Origin of the sequence: Leptospira montravelensis (assembly GCF_004770045.1) — a bacterium.
Taxonomy (GTDB): domain Bacteria; phylum Spirochaetota; class Leptospiria; order Leptospirales; family Leptospiraceae; genus Leptospira_A; species Leptospira_A montravelensis.
Genome location: NZ_RQFO01000004.1, coordinates 215,455 through 238,926, shown reverse-complemented (window position 1 = coordinate 238,926; position 23,472 = coordinate 215,455). Strand labels below are relative to the sequence as shown.

Below are 23,472 nucleotides of genomic sequence, written 5' to 3'. Positions count from 1 at the left end.
GGTTCTTTACTCCTTTAAAAATGCATGAAATTCATAGGTAAAAGCAGTCCTTTCCCAAGAAATGCCGATGCCTTTGGTCATGTTTCTAAGAGCCCCTGAAAAGCCAAGCAGGTTTTGGGCCGGTGCATTGGCTTTTAAGTGACTCTTCCCTGCCACAGCTTCCAAGATGGAGACCACCTTAGCGCTTCTGCGACTTAGATCAGAAAGAACTACACCTAAATGGTCTGCGTCCACCATCACTTCTACTTCTGTGAGGGGTCCGACCAAATATGTGTTTGAAGGAAACAATTCCCTTACGCCCGCAAGTATCGCTACTTTCAAAAGCGTTAAAGTGGTTTGTAAGTCTCCCTTCGGCATCTCATACGAGAGGACACGGAACTTGAGACCTACAACTTCCTCACCGTAGAACCCGTGTAAGCAGGCTTCCAAAAAGGACGTTTCTATCGAATTTTTTACTTCTTCCGGAAGACTTACCTCGAAGGCAATTTGCTTCGAAAAGTCGGCAGTATCTTCCAGGACTGCGATGAGCGCGCCGCTTGATTTTTGGTCTTCAAAGGCACGATGCTCTAGGGCAACCTTATGAGACATTTTTTTAAGATGCTCTAATTTGGCAATGTTTATAGAACTAATTGTGAGTTTTTTTTCCGTTCTCTCGGTGATTCGCCGGATTCCGATTTCTAAATGGAGTTCCCCCCTACCTAGAAGTACCAACTGTCCGGTATCTTCTTTCTTTTGGACCCGATACCCCGGATCTTCCCATACTAGTTCCTCTAAACGACATAACCAAAATTCTTTTTCCGAAGATTCTTCAGGTTCCATAAGAACCGAAAAGGGACTTTGGGCCCTACCGGACATTAGACCTTCTTCTTCAAAAAGAATGCCTTTTGGATGAGTCACAGTTTGGCCTGGCAATAGAACTAACCCTGGGTGATTTTTTAGGAAAACCAATTTTCCTTTCTCTAGTCTCGTTAAGGTTTCCTCTGATTCTGGATCTAGGAAATGAAAAGGGTTTTCCCCTGTAAGATCATCCTTTGTGGAAAACGTGAAGTCTTTGTCGCCATTAGTAACATGACGACTCCAAAGCGAGTGGAGCTCATTCCATTGTATTTCCCGTGTAGGGTATATGACTGCATACCGGCCAAACTCTGGGTTTGTCCTTCTAGAAAGAACAAGAAGCGGTAGATCCTGAGAAGAGGAATTCTCGGTTTCCTTTGGTTCCGTCCAAAGCACCAAATCCAAAAGTTCCCGAACACCCTCCCCTGTTTTGGCGGAACCTCCGTACACGGGATATAGTTTTCCAGCTTTCGGACCTGTTTGTAAGCCAATCAGCGAAAAGTCCGTTTGGGCCGAAAGATCGTTCCAGGAGGAAATCAAGAGATCATCACTCCATGAAATTAATTCTTCTTTTATTGTTTTTGGGAAAGAGGATGGTTCATGAAAATAGAATTCCAATTTTCCAAATTCATTTTTTTGAAAGAGGGCTACAGGAGCTCCGCCCAAAATTTCTTCTAAAGAGACAAGAGTATCTAGATATTCATCTGCGAACCTGTCCAGTTTGTTGATAAAAAATACCATAGGAACAGAGGCTTTCGTTAGTTCTTCAATGACAAGGCGCGCTTGGGACTGGACCACAGTGCCTGCTTCTAAAACTACAATCGCAGTTTCCATAGCAGGCAAAAGGTCTGTCACTTGGTTTCGAAAGTCAATATGGCCCGGTGTGTCCACAAGTTGGATTTGAAAATCACCGAAAGTAGTTTTCCAATTAAGGGAATGAAAGGTAGTTCGAATGGAAATTCCCCTTTCGATTTCTTCCTGTAAGGAATCCGATTCTGTATTTCCATCTTCAATGGAGCCCACAGCGGAAATTTTGCCGGCCTCAAATAAGATCCGTTCGGTAAGAGTCGTTTTCCCCGAATCAATATGTGCAAAAATTCCAATAGTTCGGTATTTCATAAATTTGTTTGGTTAAAATAAAAAAGCCAGGTATGAACCTGGCTTATCAATGATTGGAATCGAATGGATGTGACTACCAGCGGTAGTGGGAGAATGCCTTGTTGGCGTCTGCCATCTTTCTGATATCTTCTTTCTTCTTGATTGCAGATCCCGTGCCTTTTTGTGCTTCCATGAATTCTGCAGCCAATTTGTTTTTCATTGATTTTTCGTTTCTGCCACGGCTATATTTGATAAGCCATCTGATTCCTAGCGCCAACCGTCTTTCTGGACGAACTTCAATCGGAACTTGGTAAGTCACCCCACCCACACGTCGAGATTTTACTTCCACTTGTGGTTTTGCGTTTTCCAATGCTTCTTGGAAAACCGCAAAAGGATCTTGTCCTGTTTTTTTCGCAATGACTTCTAACGCATCGTAGAAAACGGCTTCAGCAACACTCTTTTTACCATCTACCATTAGGCAGTTGATAAACTTTGAAATCACTTTGTCATTGTATTTAGGATCGCCTTCGATGTGGCGTGGTTCAACTTTTCCTCTTCTTCTAGACATATACCTTTCTCCGATTACGCTTTAGGACGCTTAGCGCCGTATTTAGAACGTCCTTTGCGACGTTTGTCCACACCGAGTGTATCCAGTGTTCCACGAATGATATGATAACGAACCCCAGGTAAATCTTTTACCCTTCCCCCACGGATGAGAACCACGTTGTGTTCTTGGAGGTTGTGACCTTCTCCAGGAATGTAAGCAGTCACTTCAATTCCTGTAGTAAGGCGAACCCTTGCTACTTTACGAAGAGCTGAGTTAGGTTTCTTCGGAGTAAAGGTCATTACCCTTGTGCATACTCCACGTCTTTGTGGGCAAGCCTTTAGGGCAGGAGATTTAGTTCTTTTCTTTTGGTCTTCTCTTCCTCTGCGGATGAGCTGGTTAATTGTAGGCATTCGATTCCTTCTTCTACTTCTCTGTCTTTAAAAAAATAATGACGTTTTCGTCCAAAATTCCAGATAGGGACATTTTGTAAACGAAAACATGATTTTGTCCCCAGAAACTCGCGAAAAGTCTCTAAGGACAAAGTTTTAATTTAATCGTCGTCGTCCTCATCATCAGAGTCGTCCGCTTCTTCTTCCAACTCATCCTCATCCTCGTCCTCTTCAGCAACAAGTCTGGAAAGTGTGGCAGTGGAAACAGGAGCCGCTTCGGAAAGTTCCGAAACTTCTTCTACCTCTTCTTCGGTTTCTAAATCCCAATCCAAATCACCTGGAAGGTCTTTGAAAACTTCAATGTCACGGTATTTTTTCATACCGGTTCCCGCAGGAATCATATGACCGATGATAACGTTCTCTTTGAGACCCACTAAATTGTCTGTTTTTCCTTTGATGGCAGCATCTGTTAAAACCTTTGTGGTTTCTTGGAAGGAAGCTGCTGAGAAATAAGACTCAGTGTTGAGCGATGCCTTTGTAAGTCCGAGAAGGACAGGAGTTCCTTGCGCAGGAGATCCCCCTTCTTTTTCCACTCGGTCGTTTTCTTCATCAAAGAGGAATTTATCCACTTGTTGTTGGTTCACAAAAGATGTGTCCCCACTATCAGTGATGATCACTTTACGAAGCATAGAGCGAACTACAACTTCGATATGTTTATCATTGATATGAACCCCTTGCAGACGGTAAACTTCTTGCACTTCAGAAACCAAATACTCGTGAAGAGCATTTGGTCCTTTGATCGCAAGGATATCATGCGGGTCAAAGTTTCCTTCATCCAACTGGTCTCCTCGTTTCACAAAGTCACCTTGGCGCACACGGATTTGTTTTCCGACTGGGATGGCTACTTTAACTTTTTCTTGTTCTGCCGTTTCTGGAATGATGTAGAGAATTCGTTTTTCTTTTACGATTTCCCCTTTGTCTTCAATCTTTCCGTCAATTTCAGCAAGTGTGCAGGCATCTTTCGGACGACGAGCTTCAAAAAGTTCATCTACCCTTGGAAGTCCACCCGTGATATCACGAGTTTTTTCTGCAACCGATGGGATTTTGAAAATAATATCCCCTTCTCTTACTTTGTCTCCATTTTGGAACTGGAGAAGAGCATCTACTGGAACGGAATATCCGTCTGATCCAACTATGACTTTCGGAACGAGTCGATCTTTCTTTTGTTCCACAACTTTCAAAATGATATTGGAAGTTTTTGGATCTACGTCACGACGAACGTTTTTACCAATTTCTAAATCTTCCCATTGGATGGTTCCAGCGGTTTCGGATACTGCCACTTCGTTAAAAGGGTCAAACTCAGCGAGTGCCTTGTTCTCTTCTACGATTTGGCCTTCTTCTGCTTTTAAGATGGTTCCGATTTTTACTGGAATTACAAAGTCATCCCCGAGAATACGAAGAGTTGTTCCTACAAGAGAAACCGTTCCCGCTTGGTCGGAAGTGATTCGTTGTTCTGTTGATTCGCCAACTTGGGTCGCAAATACTTCCCCTTTTTCCAATCTTTGTCCATCCACAACACGAACACTGGAAAGTGAATCTGTATTGAATTCCTGGATCAGCCTGTTGACGATGATGGTTCCGCGACGAGCAAATACTTTTGCAGAGTTTGCATTCGTCACAAGACGTCCGTTAATTGATTTTACGATAGAGCGATAAGGAACTTTATGTTCTCTTTCAGAAATGGTAGCAGAGGCCGCACCACCCACGTGGAAAGTTCTCATCGTTAGCTGTGTTCCCGGTTGACCGATGGACTGAGCCGCAATGGTTCCCACTGCTTCCCCAATCTCAGCTGGCACAAGACGAGCCATGTCCATTCCGTAACATTTTGTACAAATTCCGTGGCGAGACCTACAAGTAAGAGGTGATCTTACTTTAATTTTATCGTAACCAAGGTTTTCAATTTGTTGTCCAATGACTCTTGTGATGAGAGTGTCTTTCGGGAATACGACTTTTTCAGAAACGGGATCCACAAGGTCTTCTGCCGTATAACGACCGAACACTCTGTCCGCAAGAGAAACGATTACGTTTTCCCCTTCTTTTACGATTCCGAGAGTGATGTTTGCTTTGGTTCCGCAATCATCTTCCGATACGATCACATCTTGTGAAATATCTACAAGACGACGCGTGAGGTAACCGGCATCGGCAGTTTTTAATGCCGTATCCGCAAGACCCTTTCTCGCACCATGTGTAGAGATAAAAAATTCTAATACCCCGAGACCTTCACGGAAGTTGGAACGAATCGCAAGTTCGATGATTTCCCCAGATGGTTTCGCCATAAGGCCCCGCATCCCAGCAAGCTGACGGATCTGTTGTTTGGAACCACGAGCACCAGAAGCTGCCATGACGAATACGGGATTGAATCCACCTTGGTCTTTTTCCAATTCCTTAAACATCCCGTCTGTAATGCGGTCATTGGTTTTCGTCCAAATCTCGATTACTTTTTTACGACGTTCTTCGTTCGTAATGATACCTTTACGATACTCCATATCCGCTTTTTCTACTTCTTTGTTGGCATCGTTTACAAGTCCCTCTTTTTGAGGAGAAACTCGGATGTCATCAATAGAGATGGTAGGAGCAAATACAGTCGCGTAACGGTAACCAAGTCGTTTGATTTCATCAAGCATCACAACAGTGATCCCTGGTCCAAACTTCTCGTATACGTCTGCAATGATTTTGTTTGTTTCTTTATCACCGAGGGTTCTGTTGATATAAACATAGCCTTTTGGCATCACTTGGTTGAAGATAAGTCTTCCAGGTGTGGTTTCGATGATTTTCCCTTCGTGTAGAACGGAAATTTTAGAGCGAATTTCTACGGTTTTTGTTTCAATCGCATACATCACTTCTTCCAGACCTGTGAAGAATTTACCTTCTCCTTTCGCGTCTTTCACTTCGGAAGTGAGGTAATAAATTCCAAGAACGATATCTTGTGTAGGTCCACAAATTGGTTGTCCATTCGCAGGATTCAAAATGTTATGCGGTGATAACATAAGCATCCAAGTTTCGAGCTGTGCTTTTGGAGCCAGTGGAACGTGGATTGCCATTTGGTCCCCGTCGAAGTCGGCGTTAAACGCGTGACATACGAGTGGGTGGAGTTTGATTGCCTTACCTTCTACAAGGACTGGTAAAAATGCTTGGATCCCAAGTCTGTGAAGAGTTGGCGCACGGTTGAGAAGAACTGGGTGTTCTTTGACGACTGTTTCCAATACATCAAAAACTTCTTTGTCTTCTGCTTCGATTTTTTTCTTCGCAGATTTGATGTTTGGTGCTAGTTCCAAATCCACAAGGCGTTTCATAATGAATGGTTTGAAAAGTTCCAAAGCCATTTTTTTAGGAAGACCCATTTGGTGGTATTTAAGTTCAGGACCCACAACGATTACCGAACGACCAGAGTAATCCACCCGTTTTCCGAGTAGGTTTTGGCGGAACCGGCCTTGTTTTCCTTTGAGCATATCGGAGATAGATTTTAATGGTCTATTTCCTTTTCCTTTCACAGTACGTTTGCGACGGCTGTTATCAAAAAGAGCATCTACTGCTTCTTGTAACATACGTTTTTCGTTACGAACGATGATCTCAGGAGCTTTCAATGCAAGGAGACGTTTGAGTCGGTTGTTACGGTTGATCACACGGCGATACAAATCGTTAAGGTCGGAAGTGGCAAAACGTCCCCCCTCTAGCTGTACCATCGGACGAAGTTCTGGTGGGATGACCGGAACTACATCCAGAACCATCCATTCAGGACGGTTACCGGAATCGCGGAACGCTTCTAAAACTTCTAGGCGTTTAAAAATACGTTTGTCGGAGATTTTATTTTTATCTTGGATTTTTTGGCGGATCACACGAGCTTCTGCATCCACATCAATGCGTGCGAGAAGTTCTTTGATGGCGTCCCCACCGATCCCTGCGATAAACTTATCACCGTATTCATCTAAATAATTGTGGTATTCATCTTCATCGATGAGTTCCCCTCTGTTCCTTCCGGAATCAGCTGGGTCAATGATCACATACTTCTCAAAGTATAGAACACTTTTGAGTTGGTTGATCGTCATATCAAGAAGGAGTCCCATACGAGATGGAACCGAACGGTAGTACCAAATATGTGAAACTGGGGCCGCAAGTTCTATATGCCCCATTCTTTCACGACGCACTTTGGAGTGAGTTACCTCAACCCCGCATTTGTCGCAAACCACTCCCTTATAACGGATGGATTTGAATTTACCGCAGTAACATTCCCAATCCTTTGTGGTTCCGAAGATTTTTTCACAAAAAAGACCATCTCGTTCCGGTTTTAGGGTCCGGTAGTTGATCGTTTCAGGTTTTTTAACTTCCCCAAACGACCACTCTTTGATCCGTTCGGGTGATGCCAAACGGATCGTAATCGATTCAAAACTATTGTAATTTCTCATACTTTTTCCCTTCCCTAAACGTTTTCAATGGTCTCGAATTTGATTTTCTTTTTGTTTTTCGAGAATTCATCTTCGTAATCAGAGATATCCACTTCCAATCCTTCGGAGTCTTTGATGATGATATCAAGAGCTAGTCCTCGGAGTTCTTGCACAAGAACGTTGAAGGATTCAGGAATTCCCGGTTTGATCGAGTGGATTCCTTTTACAATCGCTTCGTAAATTCTTGCACGTCCCAACATGTCGTCTGACTTAATGGTGAGTAACTCTTGTAAGGTGTGTGATGCACCATAAGCCTCAAGAGCCCAAACTTCCATCTCCCCTAACCTTTGTCCCCCGAACTGCGCTTTACCACCGAGTGGTTGTTGCGTTACGAGTGAGTAAGGTCCAGTAGATCTTGCATGGATTTTGTCATCCACTAAGTGGGCCAGTTTCAACATGTAAATGTATCCACAGAATACTTGGTTGATGAATTTCTCTCCCGTTCTTCCGTCGTATAACTGAAATTTGCTGTTTTCTGGTAATCCTGCTTTTTTGCAGAAGTCATGAACATCACCTTCGGTAGCTCCATCAAACACAGGAGTTTCAAAATTGATTCCTAGTTTTTTTGCAGCGAAACCAAGTTGTGTTTCAAAAATCTGACCGAGGTTCATACGAGAAGGAACACCCAAAGGGTTAAGCACGATATCAACAGGAGTTCCATCTTCCATGTATGGCATATCTTCTTGTGCCATCACTCGAGCCACGACCCCTTTGTTTCCGTGACGACCCGCCATCTTATCACCCACGAGGAGTTTACGTTTACGAGCGACATACACTTTCACCATTTCTTCCACGCCAGCAGCGAGTTCATCGCCAGTTTCACGGGAATAACGTTTGATATCGATCACAGTTCCTTCAAAACCGTTTGGCATACGAAGTGAGGAATCCCTTACTTCTTTTGCTTTTTCTCCAAAGATGGAGTGTAATAATTTATATTCTGGAGTGAGGTCAGTTTCCCCTTTAGGAGTGACCATACCTACAAGGATGTCCCCAGGTTTTACTTCTGCACCCACACGGATCACACCTGATTCATCCAAATCACGGAACGCTTTGTCCGAAAGGTTTGGAATGTCACGAGTGATTTGTTCTTGTCCAAGTTTCGTTTCGCGAGCTTGGATTTCGAATTCTTCAATGTGGATCGAAGAGAAAACATCGTCTTTGATGATTCGTTCTGAAATTAAAATCGCATCCTCAAAGTTGTAACCTTCCCAAGGCATAAAGGCCACAAGAACATTACGTCCTAGTGCCAAATAACCTGCGTCTGTGGAAGGACCGTTCGCAAGGACAGTTCCTTTTTGGAGGATTTGTCCGAACTCACCGTATTTTTCCCCTTTGATGATTTGTCCAGCAACCGGTGCACCAATTCCTAAGTCTTGGCCTTCCTTCACTACTGCGACAAATTGCACTTCTTCTGAGTGAAAAAGTTCATGAGTTTCTTTTTCACCGTTAGGAGTTGTTATCTCCACACGTTCTTTAGAAACCTTACTTACCTTACCACCAGTCGTTGTGTGTAACATAGAAACGTTTGGTTTTTGGTTAAAACAAGTTCCTTGATTGGTTTTTTTGAATTTAATCAGTGGGTAATGAACAATCTCTTTGGATTGGTCTTCTTTGATCCAAACACCTGTGGCATCCACTTTAGAAACCACACCATCTTTTTTGGCAACAATACAAACCCCTGCGTCATAAGCCGCACGAGCTTCCATCCCTGTTCCGACAAATGGAGCTTCTTCTGTGAGAAGAGGCACCGCTTGGCGTTGCATGTTCGAACCCATGAGAGCGCGGTTCGCATCATCATGTTCGAGAAATGGAATGAGTGCTGTGGATACAGACACAACTTGCAAAGGAGCAAGATCCATATATTGGATCTCAGATGGGCTACGGAAAGGGAAATCCCCTCTATGGCGAGTAGAGATAAGTTTAGAAGTAAATTCTCCCTTATCATCCACAGTCGAATTCGACTGTGCCATGTAGTGGTATTCTTCTTTGTCAGCAGTGAGGTATTCTACTTGTTTTTGAACTTTTCCGTTTTTCACAAGGCGGTATGGAGTTTCAATGAATCCATAATCGTTCACTCGTGCAAAACTAGACATGGAAAGGATGAGACCAATGTTTGGACCTTCCGGTGTTTCAATTGGGCACATACGACCATAGTGAGAATAATGAACGTCACGAACTTCGAAACCGGCTCTATCACGAGAAAGACCCCCTGGTCCAAGAGCGTTTAACCTACGTTTGTGCGTAAGTTCTGCTAGTGGATTGGTTTGGTCCATAAACTGAGAAAGTTGCGAAGATCCAAAAAACTCATTGATCACCGCAGTGATTGGTTTGATGGAAATGAGAAGCTGCGGAGTTTGTTGTTCCGGCTCCTGTACTGTCATCCTTTCTTTGATCACACGTTCCACACGTGAGAATCCAAGTTTCAATTGGTTAGCGATAAGCTCACCAACAGAACGAATCCTTCTATTTCCTAAGTGGTCAATATCGTCTGGATAATAGTTTTCCGCTTCCGACATAAGCATCACAAGGTAACGAACAGTTTCGATAATATCTTGTTTTCTTAAAACTCGGTCTTCTGCTTTAGAGAATTCTTTTGGATTATTAAATTCAAACTTACTGTTGATTTTGTAACGACCCACGATTCCTAAATCAAAAGTTTTAGGAGAGAAAAAGAGACGTTTTAGTTCTGCTTCTGCGTTTTCAATCGTAGAAGGTTCGCCCGGACGCATAATGGTGTGGAATTTTTTGACTGCGTCTTCGTAGTCATTCACACCATCTTTTTCAAGGCAGTTGATAAGAACTGGGTTGTCTTTTCCTTTCGGAAATTCAATGACATCCACATCTTTTACCTTCATTTCACGAAGGATGGAGATATTGTCTTCATTGATTTTGGAACCAGCATCGAGCATGACCTCGCCTGTTTCCATGTTGATGATATCAGCAATGGTTCGGCGACCAATCAGACGTTTGAGGTCTTTTGGATTGGCACCAGCAATCTTCATTTTGGAAGATCCGTAGAACAAACGTAATACTTCTTCGTTTGTTCCCATTCCCATAGCTTTCACAAGAAGGGTGGCCGGGAATTTTTTCTTACGGTCGATTTTGGCAACGAGGATTCCCTTGTTGTCCATCTCGAATTCCAACCAAGAACCTCTGTAAGGAATCACACGAGCGGAGAAAGTATCACGAACTTGGTCATAAGAAAAGAAAATACCAGGCGATCTATGCAACTGGCTCACCACTACCCTTTCCGCACCATTGATGATGAAAGTTCCGTGGTCTGTCATTACAGGAAGGTCTCCCATGTAGACAACTTGTTCCCGGATCTCTCCGGTGTCTTTGATGATGAGTCGAATGACTGCTTTTAAGGGAACTGCAAAGGAGGAATCAGTGTCTTTGCACTCTTGTGGATCGCGTTTTGGCTCTCCCAAGATATAATGGCCATATTCCATGACCATATCGTTGTTTGGCGATTCGATTGGGAAGGATTCGCGAAATACCGCTTCCAACCCTTGGTTCAAACGTTTCGTCGGATCTTTCACTTCCGACTGGAGAAACCAATCAAAGGATTTTTTCTGTACGTAGATAAGATTAGGAAGTAAATTGAGGTCGGTAATTTTACCGAAATTTACCCGGTTTCTAATTTGCATTCGGGTATGCATGGAATACTCTCCCTAGAGACATGAAAATAGTAGATGGTATGATAAACGAAAAAATAGAGGTGGGGACGCCTACGGCCTCCCTGCCTCTAAGTTTTTGAAGACTGGGTTTAAAAATTGGCAACCGATTAACCGGCAGCAGCAACTTCTACTTGAGCCCCAACACCTTCGAGTTTTTTCTTAATATCAGCAGCTTCGTCTTTAGAAACGCCTTCTTTCACTGATTTTCCACCAGCTTCAACAAGCGTTTTCGCATCTGCCAATCCAAGACCAGTGATTTCGCGAACGAGTTTAATAACGTCGATCTTTTTGTCACCGTGTGCTTTCAAGATTACATTGAAAGTTGCAGGCTCTTCAGCAGCAGCTGCGCCACCACCTGCACCCGCAACAGCCGCTACCGCAACCGGTGCAGCAGCAGAAATCCCGAATTTGTCCTCCATCTTTTTCACTAGATCAGCTGCCTGAACCAGTGTAAGACTTCCAATTTGTTCTAATAGCGCGTCAACAGACATCCTATATTCTCCTTATCCTACTAATCACTATGATTACTAATTGCCGTTTTTCTCGGCTACAGCATTGATGGCGCGTGCCAGTGATGCCATGATTTGATTGATTCCAGAAGCAATTTGCGTTGCAGGAGCATTGATCCCACGAGCCACTTGCGCAAGAAGTTCTTGTTTGGACGGAAGTCCAGCAATCGCCTCTACTCCAGATTTACCCAAAACTTCCCCGTCCATATAGCCGGTTCTAATTTCGAGTTCCTTCTTATCTTTTGCAAAGTCCTTACAAACTTTTGCTACTGCTGGAAGTGCATCCAGAGAGAAAATAGCTGCAAGTGGGCCTTTGTAAACATCCCCAAAGTCAATGGAGTTGTTTTTATGTTCAGAAGACTCTTTTAATGCACGGAGGAATAGGTTGTTTTTAATCACCTTCATCTCCGATCCTTCTTTGCGAAGTTTCGCACGAAGGTTGGACATATCTTCAACAGTTAAACCGCTGTAAGATGCTAAAATAAAGTTAGGTCGTTTTTCCAAACGGGTCTTTAGTTCTGCTACTGCTTCAATTTTAGATGGATTTGCCATGATTCTTACTCGTTATATGTTCGCGTTTACTAGTTCTTTCACATCGACTTTTACGCCGATTCCCATAGTTGCTGCTACTGAGAAAGACTTGAGATAATCACCCTTCGCATCGGAAGGTTTGTCTTTCATAAGGGCTGCAACAACAGCATTGATATTGTCAGAAAGTTTGTCATCAGAGAAGGAACATTTTCCTACTCCTAAGTGAACCACTCCCCCTTTGTCAGGGCGGTATTCAATTCGACCTGCTTTGAGTTCTTTCACTGCTTTGGATACGTCAGTGGTTACTGTTCCCGCTTTTGGTTTTGGCATAAGACCTTTACGACCAAGAACTGGACCAAGTTTACCAACTTCCTTCATCATATCAGGAGTCGCCACACAAGCGTCGAAATCAGTCCATCCACCAGAAACTTTTTCAATGAGATCCATATCTCCTACGAAATCAGCACCAGCTTCCTTCGCTTCGTTTTGTTTGTCTCCTTTGCAGAAAACCAAAACTTTGATTGTTTTTCCAGTTCCGTGTGGAAGAGAGATTGTCCCTCTTACGTTTTGGAGAGATTTATAATTGATTTTAGTCGAAATCTCTAAAGTTCCATCAAATTTGGAAAAACTAGTAGCTTTTGCCAAACCGACTGCTTCACCAAGGGTATAAACCTTTGTGCGATCGACTTTCTCTTTGAGTTGGATATATTTTTTGCCGCGTTTCATGACTTCGGTTCCCGTTTCCTAATGATTACTCGACGTTTACACCCATCGAACGACAAGTTCCAGCAATGATGTTGATTGCTGCATCCATATCGTTCGCGTTTAGGTCTTCCATCTTAGTTTTTGCAATTTCTTCTAGTTGAGCTCGTTTGATTGTTCCCACTTTTACAGTGTGAGGAGTGGCAGAACCACCTTGAAGTCCTAGGGCCTTCATCACAAGAAGAGCCGCCGGAGGAGATTTCGTTACGAATGTAAAACTTCTATCGGAATATACAGTAATGACCACAGGGAGTTTGAGTCCCATTTGGTTTTTTGATCTTTCGTTAAACTGTTTACAAAATTCCATAATATTGAGTCCAGCTTGACCAAGAGCGGGACCTACTGGAGGAGCCGGGTTTGCTTTCCCTGCTTCCACTTGGAGTTTAATTTGTTTTACTACTTTCTTTGCAGCCATCTCGTTTCAAGTTCCTTACTAAAAGTCAATCTATCAGTTCTACTGTTCCGATTTTACTTGGAGATAATCCAACTCGACTGGAGTGGATCTTCCAAAAATTTCTACACGAACGCGGAGTCTTCCCTTATCAGGAAAAATTTCATCCACCAGTCCCGTGAAATTTGCAAACGGACCATCTATGATTTTCAATGTTTCACCCACTTTGAATAGGAAACGAGGTCTCGAAACTTCTTCCGATTCCACACTTCCCACATCGCTGAAGAGGTTTTTGATCTCATCCAGTGAAAGTGGCTCCGGACCCTTTCCTTTTCCGCCTACAAACGTAGACACAGAAGGTAAGTTCTGGATTTTAAATCGAAGGTCATCGGTCATGTTCATCTCAACGAGAACGTAACCCGGCATGAGTTTTTTCTTTGTGACCTTCTTCTTGCCGTTTTTCATTTCGGCAACTTCCATTGAAGGAATTTTAACCGCGAAGATTTGGTCTTCCAGCTTTTGTTGTTGGACCATCTTCTCAATGTTTGTCTTCACCTTATTCTCGTGACCGGAATAAGTTTGAAGCACATACCATTTTTTATCTAAAGAATCGCCCACTTCCCTACCTATGTTCCTAATGCCCAGAACCACTTTAACAGTTTCAAGAAAACAAAATCCGAAGCTGATAAAAATAGGGAAAAGATAAATACTGTAACTAGGACTACAACGGTAGAACTCACTACTTCCTGGCGCGTAGGCCAATGTACTTTTTCAAGTTCTGCTTTACATTCCTGAATGAAACTCGTAGCTTTCATTGATCCTTGTCCTGTTCTCTAATTCTATATTCTGTAGTCTGGCAGGGCTGGAGAGAATCGAACTCCCACCAAGGACTTTGGAGATCCTAGTTCTACCATTAAACTACAGCCCTAAACAAGCCCTCTACCAGGCTTGAACTGGTGACCCCTTCCTTACCATGGAAGTGCTCTACCACTGAGCTAAGAGGGCAAACGTTTCCCACCCAAGCGCGGGTATCCAAGCGAGGCTAGGTTTTTTACACTATTTTAAATGAGGCTCTTTGGTCAATGGAAAATGCGTTTATTTCCTGGAAATGGTAAAAAAACAGGAAAAACAGTGAATTTCCCTTGAGATTTTAGTTGTGGATTTCCCGGTTCGATAATAGAACCATGTGGGAATAGTCCCCCACTTTAAGGAATGATTCGTGGCGAAACCTTTTGTAGAATTAGAAACACAAATTCCCGATTTAGTAAAGGCAAAATCCAAAATTGTCGTAAGGTCTTCTCGGATGAATCGCCAACTAGAGCAATACGTTCTTGGACTTATCACTAATATTCTAGCAGAGGTCAACCAAACTCATTTTGTGGAGATGTTGTATACCATTGCCAAAGAACTCACTATCAATGGCATCAAAGCCAATCAGAAACGAGTGTTTTTTGAAGACGAAGGCCTCGATATCACTGATGAAAATGACTACCTCCAAGGCATCAAAGATTATTCCAAAAAGTTTTCTGAGAAGATGGCTGACGAATATGGAAAACGTTGTTTGGCACGTGGTGTCTATGTGCAAATTAAATTCCACTACTGTTTGGATGGACTTCTTGTCGAAGTCACAAACAACACTCCGGTAATCAAAACCGAAGAAGCTCGGATGCGGGAAAAAATGAAAAAGTCAATGAATTACAATGACATTGCCGAATTCTATATGGACAATATGGACAACACGGAAGGGGCAGGACTTGGAATTGCTCTGATTATGATTTTACTTAAAAACGAAGGGGTTGACCCCAATTTATTTCGAATCATCACCCACCCCGATCGAACTGTCGCACGAGTCGAAATTCCATTTAACGACAATTATGTGTCGTTTCGCAGTGCGGAACTAGCCGAAATCTAGGAAAACAAACCCCTTAATTGTATCGACCACCTGTCCGGCATTTTCGAAACTGGCGGTCATGGAATTAAAAGGCGCAAATATTCTCGTCACCGGATCTGCCGGTGGACTCGGAAAGGCAATGGCTTACCGATTAGGTAAGGCCGGAGCCAATATCATTCTCTCAGACATCCAAAAAGACAAGTTGGACGAAACAGTCGCCTTCTTTCAAAAAGAAGGGATCAAAACTACTGGTGTCATTGCCAATGTAGCAAAAGAAGAAGACAGCATTCGACTGATTGAAGAAGCAGCGGCTTTTCAGGGAAGTCTGGACGTTGCCATTTTGAACGCAGGAATTTTGCGTGATGGTTTACTCATCCGAGTGGACAAAGAAACAGGTAAGGTCAAAGGAAAAATGGGACTCGACCAATGGCAATCTGTCATTGATGTGAATCTGACAGGTGTATTCCTTACCGCAAGAGAAGCAGCTTCAAAAATGGTAGAACAAAAGAAGGGAGTGATCATTCCCATTGCTTCCATCGCTATGCATGGAAACTCAGGCCAAACTAACTACAGTGCTGCCAAAGCGGGAGTTGCCGCAATGACTGTGACTTGGTCGAAAGAACTAGCAAAGTTTGGAATCCGCGTTGCAGGAATTGCCCCAGGATTTATTGGAACTGAAATGGTTCTAAAAGATATGAACCCAGAAGCATTGGAAAAATGGAAATCCATCATTCCTGTGGGAAGACTGGGTGAACCAGATGAAATTGCGTCCACTGCTGAGTTTATTATTTCGAATGATTTAGTGACCGGTGTTGTATTAGAAATTTCCGGCGGTGTTCGAATCTAACTTTGATTAATGATTTAGCCCTTAGATTTTAACTGAAGGCTAAATCATTATAAGCCACTTAGGTTTTGTCATTTTTTTTTCAAACGAAAAAAATTTCGTAGGTAAAATCAGTATACATTCGTCATAAGGATATAACGGAATCCTTAGTGATGAAAATAAAAACAGAACTCTCAAAACAACAATTGGAACAAGCCATTAAAGGAATACAAGGTATTGCCCACCCTATTCGTTTATTGATTTTATATACCCTTGCTAAAGAGGAAAAAACTGTAGGCCAACTTGTCGAACTCCTTGGAACAAGTCAATCAGCAGCTTCCCAACACCTAAGTAAGATGAAAAACAATGGAATCTTAGAATCACGTAAGTCTTCAAACCAAGTGTTTTATAGCCTAAAAGATCCTAAGTTTAAAGAATTGATTCAAACGATTGTCAAAGTGTATAAAAAATAAACAAGTTTAGGGTAAGTCTTTTAATAAAAGACTGATATACTCACCCACTGCATCCCTGAGGTTCGTGTAACCAAAGGGATACCCTGTTTCGCCAATTTTTTCCATTGCTGCGCAGGTAAAGTATTGGTATTTACCCTTTAATGATTCAGGCATCTCAACGTATTCAATTTGAACAGGTTGGTTCATCGCTGCGAACAAAGCATTCGCTAAATCGTTCCATGTTTCCGCAACTCCCCGCCCCACATTGTACAATCCATACTTTCGTTCAGAAAGAAGATAAATACTGATTTTACTGGCATCCTTTACATAAAGAAAATCCCGTTTTTGTTCCCCATCTTTGTATTCGGGTTTATAGGATTTGAATAATTTTAACTTCCCTGTGTCACGGATTTGTTCATACCCTTTTAAAACAAGGCTACGCATATCACCCTTATGGGCTTCCCCATAACCAAAAACATTAAAATATTTAAGTCCCACAAGTCTATCGGCGATCCCTACTTTTTTAGCATACAGATCAAATAGTTGTTTGGAATACCCATACATATTCAGTGGTTTTAGATTTTCGATAGGAGCCTTGTCGTCATAACCATACTCACCTTCTCCGTAAGTAGCGGCACTGGAAGCATAAAGAAAAGGTATTTTTTTACTGACAGCAAACTCTGCCAATTTCTTCGTATAACGAAAGTTATTCTGCATTAAGTAAGTGGCATCTTTTTCTGTCGTAGCAGAACAAGCACCTAAATGGTAAATTTCCGAAATTTCATTTAAGATGGAATTTCCCGAATCTAACATGGATTCGAATTTATCTTTTTCATAATAATCTAGGAAAAAATTTCTTTGTAGGTTTTTCCATTTCTCAGTGGTCCCTAAATGGTCCACAACTAAGATATCAGTGTTCCCATTGTGATTTAGATCTTCAATGATTTGTGATCCGATGAGGCCTGCGCCTCCAGTGACGAGAGTGATTTTTTTTGCCATTGGTTTCGTTTTAGTTTTTTATATCTAGGGTTTCTTTCTATACACTTTTTTACAAACACGAAGAAAAACAAATCCATTCCTAATGGAATTAGATGAGAGGATTGCCAATTCCATCAGAGACTATCTCAGATAGAATCGATGATCCGTCCAAATTTTGTATCTACTTGTTTTACCGTTTCTGGAAGAGGAATTAGGACTTCAGGGATCCAAGGTTTCATCCTGCAGTCAAAAACGATAGGAACTTGGTAAGCAATATGATTTGCTCTTGTTTCCGTTCTTGCATAAACATCGGAGGCAGGTTCCATTCTCGTAAACATAGTCCAAATAAAATCAGAATCCGTTTTTACTGCATCTTCGGAATCATCCACAAGAAATACATAATGAAAACGACCCAGGTCTTCCTCAAGTAAGGTTTTTGCCAATTGATCATTGGTAGTGTAAGGAGAACCTTCTACCACAAGAACTCCTGGTAAAAAAACTTTTGGTTTCGAGAAACGTTTGTCTTTTAGATTTCCGGTAAACTCTTTTGGTAGGTTTGGAAACTTTACCGGTGCATTGGCATCGGTGATTCCCATCCATAATAGTTTACTCCCTTTGTTTACCGTTCCACTTGTATAATCAAGTGTGTCTTGGCTGATATGACTAAAGATAAAAAAGTCAGTTTTTGGATCTGATCTTTCTGTGATGACTTTGAAAGTTTCGGAAAAGTTTTTTAAATTCACTTTTTCATTTGTGACAAGTAAACATTTTGTAAGCGAGAGTTGCCCTTCACCTAAAATACGAAGTGCTCCCATAAAGGCTTCTCGAAAATACCTTTCCTTCACCACTGCGGCCGCAAGGGAATGCACTCCTGATTCTTCGTAGGCCCAAACACCAAGTACTTGTGGCATGACGAGTGGGAACATGGGCGAAAGTAAATCTTGTAAAAACTCAGCGATATAATGGTCTTCTTGAGGAGGCCTTCCTACCACTGTGGCGGCCCAGATCGCATCTTTTCTATGCAAAATATGTTTTAGGTCTAAGTAAGGATAGTCGTGTAACAAAGAATAGTATCCATAATGATCACCGAAAGGACCTTCTGGTTTTCTAACATAAGGTGGGATAGAACCAATGAGAGCAAAATCGGCATCGGCCACAATTGGATAAGGAGAAACCGTTTTGTCTTTTTTCATTCGAAGTTTTTCTCCCATAAGAAAGGAGGCAAAAACAAGTTCCGGGATCTCTTCTGGCAGAGGTGCCACAGCGGCGATGGTTAAGGCAGGGGGTCCACCAATGTAAACGTGAGCCGGAAGAGATTCTCCTTTTTTTTCTGCTTCATAATAATGGAATCCTCCACCCCTGTGGATTTGGATATGCATCCCTACGGTTTTGTCTTTGAAAAGTTGCACCCGGTACATGCCTAAATTTCCATTTCCCGATTCAGGATGTTGGGTATATACCAAAGGAAGTGTAACAAAGGCTCCTCCGTCTTTCGGCCAAGAAACCACTTGGGGTAACTCTTGCGTGGATAAAACGCTACCAGAGAGAACTGGGGTCCTTCTCACCTGTTTTAAGCCTACTTGGAAGGGAAGCAGTCCCAAGGACCGTTCTTTCCAAAGTTTAGAAAAGCTAGGGGGGAAAATTTCTTTTGCGAGTTTGGCAAGGCGCTGGATGGTTGCCACAGGTTTTGGGCCAAAGGCCAAATGAATTCGTTTTTCAGAGCCGTATAGATTTGTGGCAACGGGAAACTTGGTCCCTTTGACATTGGTAAAAAGCAGGGCTGGGCCTTTTTTGGCCACGACTCGTCTCTGGATTTCTGCTAGTTCCAGATTTGGGTCCACGAGATCAGAAATCACATGGAGTTCTCCCTCTCTTTGCAAAAGTCGGACAAAATCATTAGTAGATCGTAGTGAAACCATAAAAAGGAATGGACGGCTCCTTGTTTTCTTAGACTCTTAAGGGCATAAATTCTATGTCCCAAGAACCAAATACTACACAACCAATCATTACCGATATCAAAAGAATTGCTGTCTGCGGCGGATCTTTAGGAAGAGAGAGGCGCTCTTATGTACGAGGCCAAGTGGTGGATGTGGGGATTACCGATCTCATGAAGGCAGAAGGCCTTTGGGATTTGATGACAGGTCTTTTTATTGGGGAAGAAACAAAAATCACACCTTTCCTAGATTTCTCTTTGGCTCCAGTGCGAAAGCCCGTTTTAAAATTAGAAGTCTTTGATTCTAGCGGAAATAAAATCTACACTTCAGGAAAAATCAAAGCGGATGAGGACGGATTTTTCTCCTGCGAGATTCGAGACAAACTTCCCGTAGGTTTCCATGATTTCCAAGTGGTTTTAGAAGGCCTGGATAGTTTTCGCCAATACTCCAAGGACCTAGCCCATCTAAACAATACAGAAGATTCTATTTTGGGAAAAACAACCATTGTAGGAAAAGGAAAACTCCGGATCCTTGCCGAAGACTACAAAGGAATGGTGGTGACTTCCGACATCGACCAAACTTACCTTGCCACAGACATCCATTCCGGAAAAGGAAAGTTTACAGCAGTATTTGAAACACCTAACCAAAAACAGGCGCTACCGGGAATGCCAGAACTTTACAGAGAACTACGTAGTTCTTTGAATAATGCTCCCCTAGCCTTTATTTCTGCCAGTCCCCATTTTTTTCGTCGCACCATGCTTGCTACCATCGCAAAAGATGGAATCCAAATTGAATCCTTACATTTAAAATATTTAGAAGGAACCATCAAAGGAGTCTTTGATAAAGTTCTTGGGACAATTTTTAATCCAATCGAATTTTTACAAAATGGATTTAAACCAGCATGGTCACGGACTAAAAAATTCTTAGGAGCTTCCTACCAGAGTTTATTTGACCAAATGTCTTATAAACTTTCCATCTTACTCTATGATAGAGTGTATCTTCCCACGGAAGCTAAAGAGATTCTGCTTGGTGACAATACAGAATCGGATTATATGATCTTTACTCTCTACCAAATCATTTGTATGGGTAAACTGGGTGGAGATGAATTAGAAGAATATCTATATAAACTCAATTTCCTAGGTCGTGATGCTATCACAAGAGACGCCGCGAAAAAAATCAGACTCCTTGCAGAAGAAATTCATAGAATTCATGGAACCATCAATCCCGTGACAATTAGTCTCATCAACAGAACAGGTCACGGCCCAAGTGAATCAGAAATGAGGGAAAAAGTAAGGGAGGCACTTCCCGCAGGAATGTATGAGACTGTTTTTGGAACCAAACAGGCATTCTACGGAACTGAAGGGGCTTTAGGAATGGCTATGATTTTAGAAAACGAAGGATACCTAAATCTGGAGCAGATTTTAGCAATTGTGGCGGGAATGATTGGGAAAGTATTGGAAGGAAAATTAGTGGATGAAGGATTCTTATTAAAATTTTTGGAAGATTTGACCTTACCAAAGTCAGCAGAAGGTACGAGACTGAAATTAAAGGAAGGCCTCATTGCAGCTTTCCAATCTTAATTTTTATTAGTTATTACAGTTTACACAGAGCAGAAAACATAGATATTTTTTTTAAATTTAATGGGGGGAAAATACAATTTGCATCTTTTGAAATTTCCTTCCAAAAAGGATCTGATTCCTTTGCTAAGTTTGCCATTGGAAAGAGTAAAAAACGAACCCGTTTTCCTTTCAATTGATCACTTAATTTACTGACGACCTCAGTTGGATTTCCATAAAAAATTGAACTTCGGATATGCAAAATTCCTAAAGAATTTGCTATTGCCGGATCTTCCACTACATAAACATCTGCCGGGTCTTCTCCCAGATTGTTTACCAACTCCCCTATCTGAACCGAAATATTTTTCATTTCTTTCCAAACTTTAAAGTTAATATAAGCAGAATACAATAAACCAATACAAAGAAAAAACAAAAGAATCGATTTTTTGATTCCGACAATCCTTTTCCATTTAAAATGTGAAAGTAGTAAAATGGGGAAAATACTGAAACATGTATAATACCGAGTTCCCCAATCAATATTGGAATCGTTAGGTGAAAGGAAAGTCACTATAACTACAAGAACGAGCCAAATTAAAAACAGTTTTTTCTCTATCGAAGTCTTTCGTTCAGGGTGGAAGAAAAAATATAAAACACAAAGAATGATAAGCCAAGGTGAATAACCCAAAAGTCCAAGCCTTGCATTTCCCCAAAAGAGAAGACTTTTCCACTTTTGAATTACATCTAATTCAAGGCGAAAAATTCCGGTTTTATTGTTATCAAACCGAGGTCCAAGGATCGAATCATAAACTAAATAGTTAGTTGCCACATAAACAAATAGAATCAAAGAAATTACGTAAAGCCGATGCACATTTCCAACATATCGTTTAACCTTCGCTTTATTCCTAAAGAGAAGATAAAGTTGGATCATAAACAAAAGTATATAAAGTAATAGAACTTCCGTACGCAAAAACAAAGAAAAAATTGCAAACAGAACCGAAACTGCTGATAAAAAACTAAAATCAGGTTTTTTAAAGAAAGTCGTTAGAAAAAAACTTAAAAAAATAGAAGCAAAAGCAATATCAGAAAAAGCAAGGTAATGTTGTAACAGTGGAGTGAAAAACAGAATCACTAAAAAAATCCACCATCTTTTAGTGATTCGATAAATCAGAAAACTATTCAGCCAAAACAAAAAAGCACCTAAATAAACGATGCCAGACTGCCAGTGAAGATAAACGAAGGGAGTTATAAGTATTGTATTTAGAAAAGGAAAAGGCGCAATCAAACTTCCGTTTTTATTGATTTGAAGGTTATAAGAGTGTTTGAAATAAAAAAAATTGTAGTTAGGGTCAATATCTTTCCCCGGATAATATATCCCCTGGTCACTAAATCCATTTTCAATCCAAAAAACCGACTGCAAAACTTTCGTCAGGCTATCACTAGCAAAACTAAAATTTGGACGAGTAAAACTAGCAATCGCAAGTGCGATTACCAAAAATAAGAAAGGTACAATTTTACCTAATGATTTACTCATGACGTATGTTTTTAACTTTTTCGGTTACCGAATTGCCTTTTACGAATTCAACCACATAGAGAGGACGACCTTTTGACTCTTCAAAAATGCGAGCAATATACTCCCCTAAAATTCCGATGGATATGAGAATGGATCCTCCGATCAAACAAATCAGAGTGACTATGGTAGCCCAACCAGGATTATATACAATTGGCATTTCCAAAATAAAATGTTGGAAAGCTCGAAATAAAGCATAAGCGCCTACAGCAAATCCCATCAGTGCGACAATAATGCCAAGTGCTAAGCTAAATCGTAAAGGAAGCGGAGAAAAAGAAACAGCTGCATTCATTGCAAGCTTTAACATTTTCCGTAATGGATATTTTGTCTCCCCGGCTACTCTTGGATCTCGTTTGTAAAATACTGGAGTTTGCGGAAATCCAATCCAAGCATTCATCCCTCGAAGGAAACGGTGGTTTTCTCGTAGTCCATTGAGAGCATTCAAACACCTTCTTGAAATTAGGCGAAAATCACCAGAATCCAATGGTAGATCCTTATGAACTAAAATTTTCATTATTCGATAAAATGCCCAAGCTGTTATTTTTTTAAAAAAAGATTCACCTGATCGGGCCAATCTTTGACCATAAACAACATCGTAACCTTCTCTGTATTTTGTAAGCATCTCAAGAATCACTTCTGGTGGATCCTGTAGATCGGCATCCATCACAACAACTGCATCACCTTTGGCGTAATCCATTCCTGCTGTAACAGCCAATTGGTGACCAAAATTTCGAGAAAGGCTAACCACCTGAATTTGCGGATCTCTGTCAGCCCAAGAAACCAACTGAAAAATCGTTTGATCTGAACTTCCATCATTGACAAAGATAACTTCCACTTTGGTGGGTAAAATTTTAATTAAGCTGTTAAGTCTTTCTTTTAAAAAAGGAAGTGAAGATTCTTCGTTATAACATGGTATAATAATAGACAATAGTTTTGGATTTTTTCGGGGTACAAGATAATAGTGCATAACAAATATTTAATTAAAAGGACCTAAGTGAATCTAAAAGGAAATAAACGAAATGACCACA

Annotated in this window: 19 protein-coding genes and 2 tRNA genes; 4 read left to right on the top strand and 17 right to left on the bottom strand. The window is 41.4% G+C overall.

The window, feature by feature from the left end; genetic code table 11:
- Positions 1-6: 6 nt before the first annotated feature.
- The 13 genes from EHQ31_RS01930 to EHQ31_RS01870 form a co-directional block, all read right to left on the bottom strand.
- On the bottom strand, positions 7-1,953 hold the full coding sequence (locus EHQ31_RS01930; protein ID WP_135569109.1) for an elongation factor G-like protein: 1,947 nt from the start codon (positions 1,951-1,953) through the stop codon (positions 7-9).
- A 73-nt stretch (positions 1,954-2,026) separates the two neighbouring features.
- A complete protein-coding gene (gene rpsG / locus EHQ31_RS01925) occupies positions 2,027-2,500 on the bottom strand; it encodes a 30S ribosomal protein S7 (protein WP_015678186.1) in 474 nt (157 codons plus the stop codon).
- Positions 2,501-2,514: 14 nt separating this feature from the next.
- Positions 2,515-2,889, bottom strand: coding sequence for a 30S ribosomal protein S12 (gene rpsL, locus EHQ31_RS01920; RefSeq protein ID WP_135569107.1), 375 nt, complete (start codon positions 2,887-2,889; stop codon positions 2,515-2,517).
- Positions 2,890-3,029: 140 nt separating this feature from the next.
- Positions 3,030-7,331, bottom strand: coding sequence for a DNA-directed RNA polymerase subunit beta' (rpoC, locus tag EHQ31_RS01915; RefSeq protein WP_135569105.1), 4,302 nt, complete (start codon positions 7,329-7,331; stop codon positions 3,030-3,032).
- Positions 7,332-7,345: 14 nt separating this feature from the next.
- On the bottom strand, positions 7,346-11,032 hold the full coding sequence (gene rpoB / locus EHQ31_RS01910) for a DNA-directed RNA polymerase subunit beta (protein WP_135569103.1): 3,687 nt from the start codon (positions 11,030-11,032) through the stop codon (positions 7,346-7,348).
- Positions 11,033-11,157: 125 nt separating this feature from the next.
- A complete protein-coding gene (gene rplL / locus EHQ31_RS01905) occupies positions 11,158-11,541 on the bottom strand; it encodes a 50S ribosomal protein L7/L12 (RefSeq protein WP_004783509.1) in 384 nt (127 codons plus the stop codon).
- A gap of 36 nt (positions 11,542-11,577) precedes the next feature.
- Positions 11,578-12,111: a 50S ribosomal protein L10 gene (gene rplJ, locus EHQ31_RS01900; protein ID WP_100743131.1), complete on the bottom strand. Its 534-nt coding sequence runs from the start codon at positions 12,109-12,111 to the stop codon at positions 11,578-11,580.
- A gap of 12 nt (positions 12,112-12,123) precedes the next feature.
- The gene (gene rplA / locus EHQ31_RS01895; protein ID WP_100743132.1) at positions 12,124-12,816 is read right to left on the bottom strand and encodes a 50S ribosomal protein L1; all 693 of its coding nucleotides are present in this window, start codon (positions 12,814-12,816) and stop codon (positions 12,124-12,126) included.
- 25 nt (positions 12,817-12,841) lie between these two features.
- Entirely contained in the window at positions 12,842-13,267 is a 426-nt protein-coding gene (gene rplK, locus EHQ31_RS01890; RefSeq protein ID WP_135569101.1) for a 50S ribosomal protein L11, read from the bottom strand.
- A 39-nt stretch (positions 13,268-13,306) separates the two neighbouring features.
- Entirely contained in the window at positions 13,307-13,861 is a 555-nt protein-coding gene (gene nusG / locus EHQ31_RS01885; protein ID WP_002973653.1) for a transcription termination/antitermination protein NusG, read from the bottom strand.
- A gap of 8 nt (positions 13,862-13,869) precedes the next feature.
- Complete coding sequence (gene secE, locus EHQ31_RS01880; RefSeq protein ID WP_002973751.1) at positions 13,870-14,058, bottom strand: preprotein translocase subunit SecE; 189 nt, start codon at positions 14,056-14,058, stop codon at positions 13,870-13,872.
- 39 nt (positions 14,059-14,097) lie between these two features.
- A tRNA-Trp gene (locus EHQ31_RS01875) sits at positions 14,098-14,171 on the bottom strand.
- Positions 14,172-14,176: 5 nt separating this feature from the next.
- A tRNA-Thr gene (locus EHQ31_RS01870) sits at positions 14,177-14,248 on the bottom strand.
- Between the two features lie 214 nt (positions 14,249-14,462).
- Between EHQ31_RS01870 and EHQ31_RS01865 the strand changes: the two genes are divergently transcribed.
- The 3 genes from EHQ31_RS01865 (at position 14,463) to EHQ31_RS01855 (ending at position 16,430) form a co-directional block, all read left to right on the top strand.
- The gene (locus tag EHQ31_RS01865; RefSeq protein ID WP_135569099.1) at positions 14,463-15,155 is read left to right on the top strand and encodes a histidine kinase; all 693 of its coding nucleotides are present in this window, start codon (positions 14,463-14,465) and stop codon (positions 15,153-15,155) included.
- 58 nt (positions 15,156-15,213) lie between these two features.
- Entirely contained in the window at positions 15,214-15,981 is a 768-nt protein-coding gene (locus tag EHQ31_RS01860) for an SDR family NAD(P)-dependent oxidoreductase (protein ID WP_135569097.1), read from the top strand.
- 149 nt (positions 15,982-16,130) lie between these two features.
- Positions 16,131-16,430 carry an ArsR/SmtB family transcription factor gene (locus tag EHQ31_RS01855; protein ID WP_135569095.1) on the top strand — a complete coding sequence of 100 codons (300 nt, stop codon included), beginning with the start codon at positions 16,131-16,133 and terminating at the stop codon, positions 16,428-16,430.
- 6 nt (positions 16,431-16,436) lie between these two features.
- Here EHQ31_RS01855 and rfaD read toward each other — a convergent pair whose 3' ends face one another.
- Together rfaD and EHQ31_RS01845 are read right to left on the bottom strand one after the other, a co-directional pair.
- Positions 16,437-17,408 (bottom strand): ADP-glyceromanno-heptose 6-epimerase, encoded by a 972-nt coding sequence (gene rfaD, locus EHQ31_RS01850; RefSeq protein ID WP_135569093.1) that lies wholly within the window; start codon positions 17,406-17,408, stop codon positions 16,437-16,439.
- Between the two features lie 125 nt (positions 17,409-17,533).
- Positions 17,534-19,306, bottom strand: a complete 1,773-nt coding sequence (locus tag EHQ31_RS01845; RefSeq protein WP_135569091.1) for a UbiD family decarboxylase — start codon at positions 19,304-19,306, stop codon at positions 17,534-17,536.
- Positions 19,307-19,359: 53 nt separating this feature from the next.
- Between EHQ31_RS01845 and EHQ31_RS01840 the strand changes: the two genes are divergently transcribed.
- Complete coding sequence (locus EHQ31_RS01840) at positions 19,360-20,901, top strand: phosphatase domain-containing protein (RefSeq protein WP_135569089.1); 1,542 nt, start codon at positions 19,360-19,362, stop codon at positions 20,899-20,901.
- 13 nt (positions 20,902-20,914) lie between these two features.
- Here EHQ31_RS01840 and EHQ31_RS01835 read toward each other — a convergent pair whose 3' ends face one another.
- Entirely contained in the window at positions 20,915-22,408 is a 1,494-nt protein-coding gene (locus tag EHQ31_RS01835) for an LA_3751/LA_3752 family putative glycosyltransferase (RefSeq protein WP_135569087.1), read from the bottom strand.
- On the bottom strand, positions 22,401-23,411 hold the full coding sequence (locus tag EHQ31_RS01830; RefSeq protein WP_135569085.1) for a glycosyltransferase family 2 protein: 1,011 nt from the start codon (positions 23,409-23,411) through the stop codon (positions 22,401-22,403). Before EHQ31_RS01830 ends, EHQ31_RS01835 begins: the two co-directional genes overlap by 8 nt.
- Positions 23,412-23,472 lie beyond the last annotated feature (61 nt).